Raw genomic sequence first — 13,921 nt, 5'->3', positions numbered from 1 at the left:
GTCCGCAGCTGCGGTGGGACGGAGCGGTTCGGCGCGGTCGGGCGACGCGGGCAGGCGCGCGGTCGGACGCCGCGTGGGCGGCGTCGCGCGGTCGGTCGAAGCCTGCGCGGCGGCGCTGTCAGCCGGTGCCGGTGCGGCGCGCGGTGCGTCCCGAGATCTGCAGGCGGTCGATGATCCCGGTGACGGGGTCGCGGTGGAAACGACCGCCCGGTTCGACCCGGTCCGTGGCCGGGTCCACCAGGTCGCAGGACAGGTCCGGGTAGCACACCAGCGGCAGGGGGCAGTCGCCGTCGACGGACAGGGTCGGCTTGCCGTCCCCGTCGAGTTTGACCGTGTACTCGGTGCCCCCGTTGCGGTACGTTCCGGCGCAGTCCGGGAGCGCCACGGGGAGGCCGTGACGGGCGCCCACGGCCGCGGCGGTGGGCACGCGGATGCCGGCGATCCGGGCGAGTTCCGCGGCGATGTCGCGCCACAGGCCGGTGGCGGCGCCGGCGTTGCCGGTGAAGGCGACGACGACACCGCTGTCGGGGTCCGCCCGCAGGTGGCAGGAGGTGCCCTGGGCGTTGCCGTCATGGCCGTACCACACCCGGTCGTCCTGCCGGAAGAGCGCGAGGCCCAGCCCCCAGCCGTCTGCCAGTGCACCGGGGTCGGCGGCCGGTTCGGGGTGCCGCATCCGGTCGGCGACGGCGGCCGGCAAGGCGGCGGACCTGCCGATCACGGCCCTGCCCAGGGCGACGAGGTCCTCGGCGCTCGCCAGCAGGGCTCCGGCCGGGGCCTCCACCGGGGCGAGGTTCTGGTGGGCCGGGCGTACCAGGCCCGTGGCCGTGTTGAGGGCGTGGCCGCTGGCGACCGGCCGCGCGGGGGCGGTGTCGCCGAGGAAGGCGGGCACGATGCCCAGGGGTTCCAGGACCAGCGCTGTCACCGCTTCCTGCCAGGTCATGCCCGTCACTTCGGACAGGATGCGGCCGGCGGCGACGTAGCCGGCGTTGGAGTACGAGAAGCCGGTGCCCGGTCTGAACAGGGTGTTGCGGGCGGTGCAGACCGCGGAGAGGTACCGGGAAGCGGTGGTGCCGACGGCGCTGTCCGAGTCGGGTCCGGTGGGCAGACCGGCGGTGTGACTCAGCAGGTGACGCACCGTCACGTCGGGTATCCCGGTCGCCAGGTCGGGCAGCACGTCGCCGACGGGGTCGTCCAGGTCCAGGTCTCCGTCGTCGGCGAGGATCAGGACCGCCGCGGCCGTGGCGGCCTTGGTGACGGAACCGAGGGGGACGGCCGTCTCCGCGGTGAACGGGGCGTTCGCCACGGCGTCGGCCGTGCCGGTGTGCACGCTGAGGACACGGGTGCCCGTGTGAACGGCCAACTGGGCCCCGGGCACGCGGTGTAAGCGTGCGAGGGAGTCGAGATGGCTGCGCAGTTCCTGGTGCGAGGGGATCGACGGCCTGTCTAGGGCCGGAGCGGCGGTCGAGTACGGCATGGGGAGGTGACTCCTGGTGAGAGCGGGTGCGGGGAGGGGGACGCGGCCGGCCCGCGGGTGAGCGGTGCGGGACGTGCGCGTCGACGTGCCCTACGGCCTGGTGACGGAGATCGGCAGGTGGCGCACGCCGACGATGACGGCCGGGTTCTGGTACACGACGTCGTCGTACGAGGGCACCGCGATGGAGGAGAAACGTTCCATCATCATCTGCAGGGCGATGCGGGCTTCCAGCCGGGCCAGAGGGGCACCGAAGCAGAAGTGGATGCCGTGACCGAAGGTCAGATGGGGATTGGGGTCCCGGGCCGGGTCGAAGACGTTCGGCGAGGTGAAGCGGGAGGGGTCACGGTTGGCGGCCCCCAGGTGCACCATCAGCAGGGTGTCGGCCGGGATCTCGTGGCCGCCGAGGACCACCGGCCGGGTGGTGCGCCGGCCCAGCTCGGGAAAGGGCGGCAGCCAGCGCAGGACCTCCTCCACGGCGTCCGGCACCCCGTCCGGGTTCTGGCGCAGCGCGGTGAGCGTGCCGGGGTGGCGGTCGAAGGCGACCAGGGCGTTGCCGAGCAGGGCGGTGGTGGTGATGTGGCCGGCCACCAGCAGCAGGGCGACGAACCCCACGATCTCCTGGTCCTCCAGCCGCGTTCCGTCGACCTCGGCGGTGAGGAGTCTGCTGGTCAGATCGTCGCCGGGATGGGCACGGCGGTGCCGGATGTGGTCCAGTACGTAGCCGTTCATCTCGCGCACGGTGGGGGCGATGGCCTCCAGCGCCCGTTCCAGGTCGGCCATGTCGAGGCTGTCGCCGAGCTGGTCGCCGCCGAAGAGGGTCGCGGCCCACTCCTGGAACAGCCGGTGGTCCTCGGCGGGGATACCGAGGAGTTCGGCTATCACGATGATCGGCAACGGGTAGGCGAGGGTGTCGACCAGGTCGAAGCGGTCCCGGTCGGCGACGCCGTCGAACAGCCGCGCGCAGATGGCCTCGATGCGCGGTGCGAGTCCGTGGACCACGCGCGGGGTGAAGGCCTGGCTCACCAGGGTGCGCAGCTTGCGGTGCTCCGGCGGGTCCATGCCGACGAAGTTGCCCTGCGTGAAGGCCGCGAAGTCCTCCTGGGTGGGGGCTATCGGCGTCATGTCGGAGGAGAACGTCGCCGGGTCGGACAGGACCGACGAGACGCCCTGGTGGTCCACGACGTGCCACTGCCGCCGCTCCTCGTCGTACGTCACGGGGCCGGCACCGTGTAAGGACCACCATCGCCCGGGTAACTCGTCAAGTGGCGATTCGGCACCGGTCAGTTGTGTGCTTGTCACCGTTTCTCCTTGGATGAGAGCGCGCGGGCCCGGCGGTGGGCCACCGACGGGTGCGCCGTGGCCGGCCGCGGGCAGCGGCGGCCGTTCGGGTGCGGGCATCGGTGCGGCACCGTGGGGTGCCTGCCGCTCGGCGTCACGTGGCCGGTGCGCGGCTCGGCCGGATCGGCCGGGTCGACCAGGTCGCCCGACTGGAGGCGACCGGCAGATCCGCCGCTCGCGGTGTGCCCGGCCGGGGCGTCAGTGGACCTGAGGACAGAACAGGGGCGGCGGGGCGGCGGTTCCGAGCGGGCCGGACGCCCGCCGAGCAGCGGAAAGGCCCGAACGTGCGCAGCCTGGCAACACGCGCCCAGGGCACCTAGCAGACACCACCACGTCCCCCCAGTTACTTCTCCCACGCAGTGAGCCTGCGCAGAACTCCTCTGTCCCTCGATTCACGTGCCAAGAACGCGCTTCGACACGATCCGTCCGGGCCGAGTGCGCTCACAGTTTTCACGTTGGGTCACAGGATGGCAACCCCCCGAAATCGAAGGGGAGATGGCCGTTCAGCACCCACCAATGAGGGCGTGTATCCCGGCGATTCACACTCAAACCAGGGGCGGGGAGAAAAAGTCGGGCCGCGCCGCGACACCCGGGACCACCCCCACCGACGTGGCGACTCCGCCCACGCGGCCTTCGGCCCCTCGATTCGGCCGAATCAGGGGTTGACGGCACCCCAAACGCCGCTGACGGGAAGCGGCCGGAAGGAATGGTTCTGTCAACTCGCGTCAACGAGGGCGACACAGCGAACCGAGGCCGCCCGGAAGGCGGGCGGCCTCGGTGTGTGCCTGGATGCGTCAGGCGTGGGAACCGGCGAACTTCGGGTTGTGGCCGTACTTGTTGCTGCCGGCCTCGCCCTCGAGGCACAGGAAGACCAGCATGACGATCGCGCCGACGAGCGGAATGAAGCCGATCAGGATCCACCAGCCGCTGCGGTTGGTGTCGTGCAGCCGGCGGACCGTGACGCCCAGGCTCGGCAGCAGGAGGCCGAGGGCCAGCACGAGGCTGAGGATCTGCGTCCCGAAGACCACGCCGTCGATGACCGCGGCCACGATGGCGAAGAGGGCGTAGAAGAGCGCGAACATCCAGTACTCCTTGCGGCGCGCGCGCCCGCTGAACACCGCGTACTTCTTCACGACCTCGATGAACCAGTTCATTGCGTCCCCCCAGGGATCGATTGCGAAAGCCGCACCACTCGGATTCGGCCAGACGCAGACCGTACGGAGGTGACGGGGTCCCGTCAAAGCCGTTTCACGTGCACCGACGCGGCGAGGCGCCCAGGACTCCCCGGACCCGCCGGAGGAGGTGAGAGGCCAGCGTTTCCGGACACATCCCACCAAGATCACCGGTGCCGCGGCGGACGGGTCACCGAACAGCGGCGCGGAGTTCCCTCGCCGACACCCGGCGGCGTCCGAAACGTATGTGATCCGTTGCCTCTTCTACACTCTCCCGAAGCCGAAACGATCTCCGAACGTTGCCTCGTCCCGCATTCTCACTGAGCAATCCTCGGCGGCCACACGCCTCATGACGAGGACGCGGACGAGGACGCGGACGCGGACGCGGTCGAGGTCGCGGTCGCGCAGAAGCTCGTACTCGTGGTGGAGTCCGTGCCGTTCGGTCGTGGGAGGTCGAGTGATCACGGTGGCTCCGGCGACTACTCCTTCTGGCCCGAACCGCCTGCGAGTGAGGCCCGCTGCGCTGTACCCGGAGCGACCGGTCCTCACCGACTCGGGCAGCGCGGGGCTTCCCTCAGGTCTCCCGCAACGGCGCGTAGGTCTCCGCCCCGAGACCGAACGTCCAGGCGACCCCCGCCCTCGCGGTCCTGGTCGCCGGAGGGACGCGGAGCCAGTAGGTGCGTCGGGTGCCGTCCGGTTCCGGGGTCGAGTTGAGCACCTCCACCATCACCACCGGCTCGTCGTCGGGCAGGTCGATCCGCCACAGCGTGCCCGTCTCGTCCCGGTGCACCGGACGGGCGCCGGAGTCCGCGAGGTAGCGGTCGTAGCCGTAGTACTCCAGCATCACGCGCCGCAACTCGGCGTTCTCCTCGTCGCGGATGCGCCCCGGGGTCAGGGAGGGCAGCTCGGCGAGGAAGGCGGCGGGCACCGGCATGCCCCGCCACGCGTGCAGGGCGAAGCCGTCGGGGTAGGCCAGCGCGGGCCCGTCGCCCCGGTCGAGCCGGCCCGCCTCGTCCCGGTGCAGCGCCACGGGGCGTTCCGACAGCACGGCGACACGGGTGAACGGCCACCACCAGCCCGCGCTGCGGCACACCTCGGCCAGCGCGCCGAGCGGGCCGTCGTCGGAGGGGAACGCGGCCAGCCACGGGGCGTCGTGCTGCCCCAGCACCGCGTCCACGAGCAACAGCCGTACCTCGGCGGCCTCCGCACCGGTGCCCCGGCCGACCAGGTCCTCCAGCACGCCGGCCCGGATCCGGTCCACCAGTGCCCGGGTGGACTCCCACAAGCGTGCGCCGGTCGAGGCCCAGTGCGCGGACCAGCCCGCGGCTCCCAACTCGGTGCGCGCCCGCAGCCGTTCCCGCGCCCACGGCACGCTGCGGACCTCCTCGCGCACACTGGGTCCCCGATCGGCGAGCTGCCGTATGAGCGTCACGGCCGCACGCGGGGAGTCCACCCACACCACCGTCTCCGGTTCGGCCAGGCCGGCCAGCCGGTAGGCACGCCGGACACCCGCCTCAGCGGCGGCGCGGTCGGCGGGAACGGTCGCCATGGCCCGGGCGCGCCACACGTCAGGTCCCTCCGCCCCCTCCTGCGGTCTCATCACCGCGTCGGCTCGGGTTCCCGGTCCCGTCCGGCCGGTCGGCTCACCCGGCCCGTTCACGCCCGTCCGGCCGGCCCTCTGCGTCGTCGACATGTGACTCTCCCCCAACTCCTGTCGCTGCACGGTCAGTCGGCGACGATCCGCACGGATCCCGGCACGTACTCCCGTTGTCTGATCACCCGGTACCAGCCCGTGGGCAGCGCGATCGCCGCGTGCTCCTCGTGGACGACCCGGCCGCCCTGCGGCAGGTGCAGCAGCAGCGGACCGTACGGCCCGGGCTCACGCACCAACTCCCCCGGCCCCACGACCGCGTGGGCGTGCCCGGTCACCTCGCCCAGCGCCAGCACCAGCCGCCCGCGCCCGTCCCGTCGCTCCCTGGGCGCGTGCGCCACGTGCTCGGGCACCGCCTCCCGAGGCACGGGCACGATCAGCACGTCTCCCTGCCGGTACATACCTGTCCCCTCACCGCCGGGTGCACCGCGCACCGGCCTCGTGACCACGACCGTAGGGGCCGCCACTGACAGCGCCCCGAAAGCCGCCCCGCCGTGCCCCGCTGTCAGTGGCGGTTGGTAGAACTGCGGCACCACGGATCGCACACCCTTTCCTCCAGGAGCAGCCGCATGACCATCGGTGACCACCTGCACGAGCTGTACCGGCTGCCCGCGCACGCCTTCCCCGGTCCCGGCACCCCGTCCGGCCGGCTGCCCGAGCCGGACTCCGTCGCCTGGCGGATCTCCGCGGACGTGTACGACTCCGACGAGAGCTGGACGGCGGCCTTCACCCGCTTCTGTGAGACCGTCGACACCACCCGGGTGCGCGCCCTGATCGTCGGTGCCTGGGAGGAGGCCTACGACTCGGACCCCTCCGACGTCATCGAGGCCCTGCTCGCCGCCCGCGACCGGCTGCCCGCCCTGCGCGCGCTGTTCCTGGGCGACATGGTGATGGAGGAGTGCGAGATCTCCTGGATCAACCAGACCGATGTCGCGCCGCTGCTGACCGGTTTCCCCGCCCTGGAGGAGCTCGGCGTGCGCGGCGGTTCGGGCCTCGGCTTCACGGCCGTGCAGCACTCCGCGCTGCGCCGCCTCGTCGTGGAGACCGGCGGCCTGCCCGCCGGGGTGGTGCGGGGCATCGGCGCCAGCGACCTGCCCGCGCTGGAGCACCTCGACCTGTGGCTGGGCACGCCCGACTACGGCGGTGACAGCGAGGCCGCCGACCTGGAGCCGATCCTGTCCGGTGCCCGGCTGCCGCGCCTGCGCCATCTGGCCCTGCGCAACAGCGAGATGCAGGACGCGGTCGCCGCGGCCGTCGCCGCCGCCCCCGTCGTGGCCCGCCTGGAGGTCCTGGACCTGTCCATGGGGGTGCTGACGGACGAGGGCGCGGGGGCGTTGCTGAGCGGCCAGCCGTTGACCCACCTGAAGAAGCTCGATCTGCACCACCACTACCTGAGCAAGGCTTTCGTGGAGCGGGTGCGGCAGGTGCTGGAGCCGGCCGGCGTGGAGGTGGACCTCGACCGCGAGGACGCGGAGGAGGAGACCGAGGACGACGGCACGGTCTGGCGCTACGTCTCCGTCGGCGAGTGAGCACGAACGGTACGGCCCGCGCGGCCGGTGTGCGCTTCGCGGTGGTCGGCAACCCAGGCAACCGCCGCGTGACGCTGTTCGCCGACGCGGTGCGCGCGGCGGGTCTGCCCGGCCCGCGTGTGGTGCCGTGGACGGAGGTCCTGCACCGGGGCGGCGCGGACTTCGCGCCCGGCGAGGTCGTCCGCGTCGACTCCCCCGGCGAGCAGCCCGAAGTGGACCGCATGCTGCGGGGCGACCTGGAGCCCACCCGGGTGGAGGGATCGGCGCGCTGGTACGCCGGGTTCACCTCCGGGCTGCGCGGGCTGCGCGGCGGTGTCCGGCTGGACGATCCGGACGAGCTGTCCGTGCTGTTCGACAAGCGCCGCTGCCACGCCGTTCTGAACGCCGCGGGTGTCCCCGTGCCCTTCTCCCCCACCTCCGGACCGGACGGCGCCGCGGTACGCGGCTGGGACGACGTGCGGACGCTGATGCGCACGCACCGGATGTCCCGGCTGTTCGTCAAGCCCGCCCACGGGTCGTCGGCCTCCGGGGTCCTCGCCGTGGAGGCGGGCGGCGGCCGGATCAGGGCGACCACGTCGGTCGAGGTGACCGCGCAGGGCCGGCTGCACAACTCCCTCAGGCTGCGCCGCTACGAGGACGAGCGGGACATCGCGGCCGTCGTCGACGCCCTCGCCCCGGACGGCCTGCACCTCGAACGGTGGGTGCCGAAGGCGTCCCAGCAGGGCCGTGCCACCGACTTCCGGGTGGTCGTGGTGGCCGGCCGGGCCACACACGCCGTGGCGCGCACCAGCCGCTCACCCCTGACCAACCTCCATCTCGGCGGCCGGCGCGGCGACCTCGGCGCCGCCCGTGCGGCCGTCGTGGCGGCGGGCGGCCTCTGGAGGGACGTCCTGGAGGTGTGCGAGCGGGCGGCCGCGTGTTTCCCGCGCACCCTGTGCGTCGGCGTGGACCTGCTGCCGGCCATCGGCTGGCGCCGGATGTTCGTCGGCGAGGTCAACGCCTTCGGCGATCTGCTGCCCGGCCTCACCGGCCTGCCCGGCAGCGGCGCGGAGGGCCTGGACACCTACGGCGCACAGGTCGCGGCGGTCCTGCGCGGCCCCGCCCACCCCGACGTCCGGTGGCCGGGACCGGAGGCGCTCACCTCTCCGCGCGGCCGGCCGGCCGGCGAGCGGCCCGGTGCCCCGCGCGCGCCCGCCGCGCCGGCGTGACACAGCCCGGCCCCGCCGGCCGCCGCACCCGTACAGAACAGGAACACCGCATGACCGAGCCCGACATGAACGACGTCGTCGGCGACCACGACATCCTCCTCGTCACCCTCGACACCCTGCGTCACGACGTGGCCGAGGAGCTGGCGGCCGCCGGCCGCATCCCCCACCTCGCGCGTCATCTGCCGGGCGGCCGCTGGGAGAGGCGCCACGCGCCGGGCAGTTTCACCTACGCCTCGCACCAGGCGATCTTCGCCGGCTTCCTGCCCACCCCGGCCGCGCCCGGACCGCACCCCCGGCTGTTCGCCGCGAGCTTCGCCGGCAGCGAGACCACCGCCGACGGGACCTTCGTCTACGACACGCCCGACCTCGTCAGCGGGCTCGCGAAGGCCGGGTACCACACGGTGTGCATCGGCGGTGTGGGCTTCTTCAACAAGCAGGGCCCGCTCGGTTCGGTGCTGCCGGGCCTGTTCCGGGAATCCCACTGGGAGCCGGAGTTCGGCGTCACCTCGCCCCACTCCTTCGAGAACCAGGTCGAGCGAGCCGAGCAGGTCGTCGCCCGGCTCCCCGCGGACCAGCGGCTGTTCCTCTTCGTCAACGTTTCCGCGCTGCACCAGCCGAACTGGTTCCACCTGCCCGGTGCCACCCGCGAGGCCGGTGACACCCGCGCCACCCACGCCGCCGCCCTGGAGTACGTCGACCGGCACATCGGACGGCTGTTCGCCGCCGCGCGTTCCCGGCGCCGCTGCTTCGCGATCGTCTGCTCCGACCACGGCACCGCCTACGGCGACGACGGCTACACCGGCCACCGCCTCGGCCACGAGTGCGTATGGACCGTGCCGTACGCCCACTTCTTCCTCGACCCCGCCGAGGCCGCGCGATGACCACCGCCCACCCGACCGGCCCCTACCAGCACTACGTCTACGCCTATCCCCACAAGACCGCCTACCGGCCACTGCCCGAACGGCCGTCCCTGGCATCCCTGTGGGCGACGGAGGACAGAAGTGCCCTCTCGCTCTACCTGCACATCCCGTTCTGCGAGGTGCGCTGCGGGTTCTGCAACCTCTTCACCCGCATCGGCGCCCCCGACGGCCTGACCGGCGCGTACCTGGACGCCCTGGAGCGGCAGGCGACGGCCGTGCGCGACGCTCTCGGCGACGGCGACGGCGACGGCACGCGGTTCGCCACGGCCGCATTCGGCGGCGGCACCCCCACCTTCCTCACCGCCCGGGAACTCGAGCGGCTGTGCGACATCGCCGAGGACCGCATGGGCGCCGACCTGCGCGGGGTGCCGCTGTCGGTGGAGGCCTCGCCCGCCACGGCCACCGCCGACCGCCTGGCCGTCCTGGCCGAACGCGGCGCCACCCGGCTGAGCCTGGGCGTGCAGAGCTTCGTCGACTCCGAGGCCCGGGCCGCCGTCCGCCCGCAGCGCCGCGCCGACGTGGAAGCAGCCCTCGGCCGCATCCGCGACGCCGCCGTACCGGTCCTCAACATCGACCTCATCTACGGCATCGACGGCCAGACCGAGCGGACCTGGCTGCGTTCGCTGGACGCCGCTCTCGCGTGGCGCCCGGAGGAGCTGTATCTGTACCCGCTCTACGTCCGCCCCCTGACCGGCCTCGACCGCCACCGCCCGGACCCCGGCCCCGACCCGGCGTGGGACGAGCAGCGACTGCGGCTGTACCGGGCGGGCCGCGACCACCTGCTGGCTCAGGGGTACGTCCAGCAGTCGATGCGGATGTTCCGCCGGGCCGACGCCCCACCGCAGGGCGCCGACGACTACGCCTGCCAGACCGACGGCATGATCGGCCTCGGCTGCGGAGCCCGCTCGTACACCTCCGGCCTGCACTACTCGTTCGACTACGCCGTCGGCATGCACGAGATCCGCGGGATCATCGACGACTACGTCGCCACCACCGACTTCTCACGCGCGGCGGTCGGCTACCGCATCGACACGCACGAGGCACGCCGCCGCCACCTGCTGCAGTCGCTCCTCCAGGCCGACGGCCTGGACACCGCCGACTACCGCGACCGCTTCGGCTCCACACCCGCCGACGACTTCGGCACGGAGCTCGACGCCCTCACGCGACACGGCTGGCTGGCCGACCCCACCGCCACGCGCCTGCGGCTGACGCCCGAGGGCTTGGCTCACTCCGACGCCATCGGTCCGCGCCTGTTCTCCCCGGCCGTGCGCGCCGCCATGGCCGCCTACGAGAGGAAGTGACGTCCGGCCATGGACCTCACCGTCCTCTACCGCGGCCCCCTCGCCTCCTGCGACTACGACTGTCCCTACTGCCCGTTCGCCAAGCGGCGCGACTCCCCGGCCCTGCTCCGCGCCGACCGGGCGGCCCTGCACCGCTTCGCCGCGTGGGCCGCCGCACAGACCGATGACCGCCTCTCCCTGTTGTTCACCCCGTGGGGCGAGGGACTCGTGCGCTCCTGGTACCGGCACACCCTCGCCGAGCTGTCCCACCTGCCGCACGTGAGCCGCGTCGCCATCCAGACCAACCTCAGCTGCCGCACCGACTGGCTCGACACCGCCGACCGCGACACCCTCGCCCTGTGGTGCACCTACCACCCGGGCCAGACGCCCTACGACCGCTTTCTCACCAAGTGCCACGACCTCGCCCGGCGCGGCGTCCGCTACAGCGTGGGCGTGGTGGGCCTGCCCGAGCACCTCCCGGCAGCCCGCCGGCTGCGCGCCGATCTGCCGGACCACGTGTACCTGTGGGTCAACGCGGCCGAGGGACACACCTACGAGGACGCCGAGGCCGAGGACTGGACGGCGCTGGACGCGCTGTTCCCCTACAGCCGCACCCCGCACACCAGCGCCGGACTGCCCTGCCGCACCGGCGAGTCCGTGATCTCGGTCGACGGGGACGGCACCGTGCGCCGCTGCCACTTCGTCCGCGCCGAACTCGGCAACCTGTACGACGGCTCCTACCGGGCCGCGCTGCGCCCCCGCCCCTGCCCGCTGCCGGTCTGCGACTGCCACATCGGCTATGTCCACCTGGAGACCCTGCCGCTGTACGACGTCTTCGCCGGCGGGGTTTTGGAACGCATCCCGGCCGCCGTTCCGCCGGGCCGGAGAACCACCCTCCCCCTCGTGCTCACCCCCACGCCGCGACCGCCGGATCAGGGCTGAGCCCGGGCCTCATCGACCACGGGAGCGCCAGCCCCTGACAACGCCGCTCGGCCGGCGCGGCTCTCAGGCGTTCGGGGTTTCGTCGTCCTCCTCGGGCAGGTAGTAGGTCTGCCTCAGATAGGCGGCCATGTCCTGCAGCGCCTGGACGTATCCGGCTGTATAGCGCGCATCGGCGTCCGTGCGTGCGGCTTCCGCCCTCGCCCACCGGTCCAGGTGCATGGCGATGTGCAGGTGGTTCCTGTAGAGCCGGCCGTCGCGGCCGTCGAGAGCCGCTCGCGCCCGTTGCTCGTCCCAGTCCTCGAGCCCACCGGTGTCGAAGTCCAGCAGTTCCCGGTCGGGAGGCTGCATGGGCGTCCCTCCTCACTTCGTTCCGTGGCCTGGGACTGCGGGTGTCCCGTCTGCGGCGCCGGGAATCCGTCGCGCAGGCGGAGCGAATGTCGGGTCGTCGGGATTTCGAGGGCTTCGCACGAGGTACTCGCGCAGGAACACACATCCCTCGCCGATCACGGCCGGCCCCGGCCACGGGATGCGAGGCTCCGCTGCGACCTGGGGAGAGGCCATGACCAGTCACGACGACCGCGAGTCCTCCCCCGCCGGCGGCATGCGCGCCGGACAGGAGGACCGGGCCGCCCGAAGCGACGCCGGCTGGCCCCGACGCACCGAGGACCCGGCCGGCGTTCCGGAGGAAGGCGCCGACGCCGTGGAGGACGAGGCCGCCGTGCGCAGGGCCGTCGACGATGACGCGAGCACGGAGGTCTTCACCGGACAGGACACCGAGGACCGCGGGGCCCTCGCGCCCGAGTTCCGGGAGCCGTCGCACGGGAACGAGTGAGGACACGAGAAGGAGGACGACATGGCGGTATGCGAGGTATGCGGGAACGACTACGCCCTGTCCTTCGAGGTGCACACGGCCGGTGACGGGGTGCACACCTTCGACAGCATCGAGTGCGCCGCCCACCGGCTGGCCCCCATCTGCGACAACTGCCAGTGCAGGGTCCTCGGGCACGGGCACCAGGTCGACGGGCGCTTCTTCTGCTGCGCCCACTGTGCCCGGGCGCACGGGTACGAGGCCCTCACGGACAGCGCCTAGCGGGATTCGCGCGGCGGCCGGAGGCGAGCCGAAAGGGAAGGCCCCGGCCGTCCGCCGGCCGGGGCTGACCCCACGAGGGGCGTGATCGTGGAGGGCGGTCGCCTACGCGGCGAAAGGCTCTGCGGGGCTTCAGCCGAACGATCGTCCCTGCAGGCGGTGGATGAGGCCCGGGGACACTGTCCCCTCCACGCTCACGTCCTGTTCAACCGCGCCACCCCGGCGAGCATTCCCGGTGCGTCAGGGAATCCCGGTGTGCCCGCCGAGGCGCTCCCGGGGACCGCGGCCGGCTCGCGAAGGCGGCTCCCGGCCTCGGTCACAGCCAGCCGTTGCGGCGGAAGGCCCGGTAGAGCAGTCCCGCCCCCAGGGCCATGACGGTGAGCGCGCAGGGGTAGCCGTAGCGCCAGTCCAGTTCGGGCATGTGGGCGAAGTTCATGCCGTAGAGCCCTGCGATCATGGTGGGGACGGCCAGGATGGCCGCCCATGCGCTGATGCGGCGCATGTCGTCGTTCTGCCAGGTGCCCACTTTGGCGAGATGGGCGTCCAGAACGGAGGCGAGCAGGTCGTCCAGGGCGCGGACCTCCGTGTCGGTGCGGGTGAGGTGGTCGGTCACGTCGCGGAAGTACGGCAGCACCTGCCGCGGCCAGTCGTCCCGCGCGCTGGTGAGGGGTTGCAGGACGGGGACGAGTGGCTGGATGGCGTCGCGGAACTCCACCACTTCCCGTTTCAGGGAGTAGATCCGCTCGGTGAGGTCGTCCCGGGCGGGCGAGAAGACGCACCGCTCCAGCTCGGTCAGATCCGTCCGGACCTGCGCGGCGGCCTCGGCGTAGGCGTCGACGATGACGTCGGCCACGGTGTGCAGGACGGCGACCGGTCCGAGCCGTGCCATGTCCGGTTGCTCGTGGAGACGGCGCGCGGCTTCCACCGTGGGGTCGTTCACGCCGTGCCGTACGGTCAGCGCGAACGACGGACCGAGGAAGATCATCACCTCTCCGGTCTCCACGTCCGCGGTCTCCTCGACGAACCACAGCGTCTTCATCGCGACGGCCAGCACGTCGCCGTAGCGTTCCTGCTTCGGCCGTTGATGCGCCTGCACGGCGTCCTCGATGGCCAGGGGATGCAGGTCGAGGTATTTTCCGAGCCGCTGGAGCTCCTCCTGGCTGGGTCCGTCCACGCGGATCCAGGCGAACTCGTCGGGCTTCAGGGCCGTCAGACGTTCCAGGGTGAGGTCGCACGCGTCCGCCTGCCCGCAGTCGATCTGCTCGCACCGACCGGTTCGCTCCTGATAGATCACGCAGTCCATGTGCGTACGGATGCTTC

At 72.6% G+C, this 13,921-nt stretch carries 14 protein-coding genes; 7 read left to right on the top strand and 7 right to left on the bottom strand.

Annotated elements, in window-relative coordinates; genetic code table 11:
* Positions 1 to 118: 118 nt before the first annotated feature.
* The 5 genes from Q5694_RS27080 to Q5694_RS27060 form a co-directional block, all read right to left on the bottom strand.
* Entirely contained in the window at positions 119 to 1,474 is a 1,356-nt protein-coding gene (locus tag Q5694_RS27080) for a serine hydrolase domain-containing protein (protein WP_333936000.1), read from the bottom strand.
* 90 nt (positions 1,475 to 1,564) lie between these two features.
* A complete protein-coding gene (locus Q5694_RS27075) occupies positions 1,565 to 2,689 on the bottom strand; it encodes a cytochrome P450 (RefSeq protein ID WP_333935999.1) in 1,125 nt (374 codons plus the stop codon).
* Positions 2,690 to 3,606: 917 nt separating this feature from the next.
* Entirely contained in the window at positions 3,607 to 3,966 is a 360-nt protein-coding gene (locus Q5694_RS27070) for a DUF805 domain-containing protein (protein WP_333935998.1), read from the bottom strand.
* A 592-nt stretch (positions 3,967 to 4,558) separates the two neighbouring features.
* Entirely contained in the window at positions 4,559 to 5,584 is a 1,026-nt protein-coding gene (locus Q5694_RS27065) for a DUF6745 domain-containing protein (protein ID WP_333936048.1), read from the bottom strand.
* 125 nt (positions 5,585 to 5,709) lie between these two features.
* On the bottom strand, positions 5,710 to 6,036 hold the full coding sequence (locus Q5694_RS27060) for a hypothetical protein (RefSeq protein WP_333935997.1): 327 nt from the start codon (positions 6,034 to 6,036) through the stop codon (positions 5,710 to 5,712).
* Between the two features lie 168 nt (positions 6,037 to 6,204).
* Here Q5694_RS27060 and Q5694_RS27055 point away from each other — a divergent pair, with 168 nt between their 5' ends.
* From Q5694_RS27055 to Q5694_RS27035, 5 genes are all read left to right on the top strand, one after another.
* Positions 6,205 to 7,164 (top strand): STM4015 family protein, encoded by a 960-nt coding sequence (locus tag Q5694_RS27055; RefSeq protein ID WP_333935996.1) that lies wholly within the window; start codon positions 6,205 to 6,207, stop codon positions 7,162 to 7,164.
* Complete coding sequence (locus tag Q5694_RS27050) at positions 7,161 to 8,372, top strand: STM4014 family protein (protein ID WP_333935995.1); 1,212 nt, start codon at positions 7,161 to 7,163, stop codon at positions 8,370 to 8,372. Before Q5694_RS27055 ends, Q5694_RS27050 begins: the two co-directional genes overlap by 4 nt.
* Positions 8,373 to 8,437: 65 nt before the next feature.
* A complete protein-coding gene (locus Q5694_RS27045) occupies positions 8,438 to 9,253 on the top strand; it encodes an STM4013/SEN3800 family hydrolase (protein ID WP_333936047.1) in 816 nt (271 codons plus the stop codon).
* The gene (locus Q5694_RS27040) at positions 9,250 to 10,593 is read left to right on the top strand and encodes an STM4012 family radical SAM protein (RefSeq protein ID WP_333935994.1); all 1,344 of its coding nucleotides are present in this window, start codon (positions 9,250 to 9,252) and stop codon (positions 10,591 to 10,593) included. Before Q5694_RS27045 ends, Q5694_RS27040 begins: the two co-directional genes overlap by 4 nt.
* 9 nt (positions 10,594 to 10,602) lie before the next feature.
* A complete protein-coding gene (locus tag Q5694_RS27035; protein WP_333935993.1) occupies positions 10,603 to 11,514 on the top strand; it encodes an STM4011 family radical SAM protein in 912 nt (303 codons plus the stop codon).
* Positions 11,515 to 11,577: 63 nt separating this feature from the next.
* Here the strand turns inward: Q5694_RS27035 and Q5694_RS27030 are convergent, their stop codons facing one another.
* Entirely contained in the window at positions 11,578 to 11,862 is a 285-nt protein-coding gene (locus Q5694_RS27030; RefSeq protein ID WP_333935992.1) for a hypothetical protein, read from the bottom strand.
* Between the two features lie 211 nt (positions 11,863 to 12,073).
* On the opposite strand from Q5694_RS27030, the gene Q5694_RS27025 reads away from it, so the two are divergent.
* Both Q5694_RS27025 and Q5694_RS27020 read left to right on the top strand, forming a co-directional pair.
* The gene (locus tag Q5694_RS27025) at positions 12,074 to 12,346 is read left to right on the top strand and encodes a hypothetical protein (protein WP_333935991.1); all 273 of its coding nucleotides are present in this window, start codon (positions 12,074 to 12,076) and stop codon (positions 12,344 to 12,346) included.
* A 21-nt stretch (positions 12,347 to 12,367) separates the two neighbouring features.
* The gene (locus Q5694_RS27020) at positions 12,368 to 12,604 is read left to right on the top strand and encodes a hypothetical protein (protein ID WP_333935990.1); all 237 of its coding nucleotides are present in this window, start codon (positions 12,368 to 12,370) and stop codon (positions 12,602 to 12,604) included.
* A 313-nt stretch (positions 12,605 to 12,917) separates the two neighbouring features.
* On the opposite strand, the gene Q5694_RS27015 is transcribed toward Q5694_RS27020, so the two are convergent.
* Positions 12,918 to 13,904 (bottom strand): magnesium and cobalt transport protein CorA, encoded by a 987-nt coding sequence (locus Q5694_RS27015; RefSeq protein WP_333936046.1) that lies wholly within the window; start codon positions 13,902 to 13,904, stop codon positions 12,918 to 12,920.
* Positions 13,905 to 13,921 lie beyond the last annotated feature (17 nt).

The organism is Streptomyces sp. AHA2 (assembly GCF_036857595.1).
In the GTDB taxonomy this organism is placed as follows: Bacteria; Actinomycetota; Actinomycetes; order Streptomycetales; family Streptomycetaceae; genus Streptomyces.
The sequence above is the reverse complement of the archived record's forward strand: the minus strand, read 5'-3'. Positions and strand labels throughout refer to the sequence as shown.

Bases quoted from the DNA above. Each gene is read 5' to 3' on its own strand.
- Q5694_RS27040 (WP_333935994.1), top strand. From the start codon at position 9,250: ATGACCACCGCCCACCCGACCGGCCCCTACCAGCACTACGTCTACGCC.
- Q5694_RS27055 (WP_333935996.1), top strand. From the start codon at position 6,205: ATGACCATCGGTGACCACCTGCACGAGCTGTACCGGCTGCCCGCGCAC.
- Q5694_RS27015 (WP_333936046.1), bottom strand. From the start codon at position 13,904: ATGGACTGCGTGATCTATCAGGAGCGAACCGGTCGGTGCGAGCAGATC.
- Q5694_RS27035 (WP_333935993.1), top strand. From the start codon at position 10,603: ATGGACCTCACCGTCCTCTACCGCGGCCCCCTCGCCTCCTGCGACTAC.
- Q5694_RS27025 (WP_333935991.1), top strand. From the start codon at position 12,074: ATGACCAGTCACGACGACCGCGAGTCCTCCCCCGCCGGCGGCATGCGC.
- Q5694_RS27080 (WP_333936000.1), bottom strand. From the start codon at position 1,474: ATGCCGTACTCGACCGCCGCTCCGGCCCTAGACAGGCCGTCGATCCCC.
- Q5694_RS27020 (WP_333935990.1), top strand. From the start codon at position 12,368: ATGGCGGTATGCGAGGTATGCGGGAACGACTACGCCCTGTCCTTCGAG.
- Q5694_RS27045 (WP_333936047.1), top strand. From the start codon at position 8,438: ATGAACGACGTCGTCGGCGACCACGACATCCTCCTCGTCACCCTCGAC.
- Q5694_RS27065 (WP_333936048.1), bottom strand. From the start codon at position 5,584: ATGAGACCGCAGGAGGGGGCGGAGGGACCTGACGTGTGGCGCGCCCGG.
- Q5694_RS27060 (WP_333935997.1), bottom strand. From the start codon at position 6,036: ATGTACCGGCAGGGAGACGTGCTGATCGTGCCCGTGCCTCGGGAGGCG.
- Q5694_RS27030 (WP_333935992.1), bottom strand. From the start codon at position 11,862: ATGCAGCCTCCCGACCGGGAACTGCTGGACTTCGACACCGGTGGGCTC.
- Q5694_RS27070 (WP_333935998.1), bottom strand. From the start codon at position 3,966: ATGAACTGGTTCATCGAGGTCGTGAAGAAGTACGCGGTGTTCAGCGGG.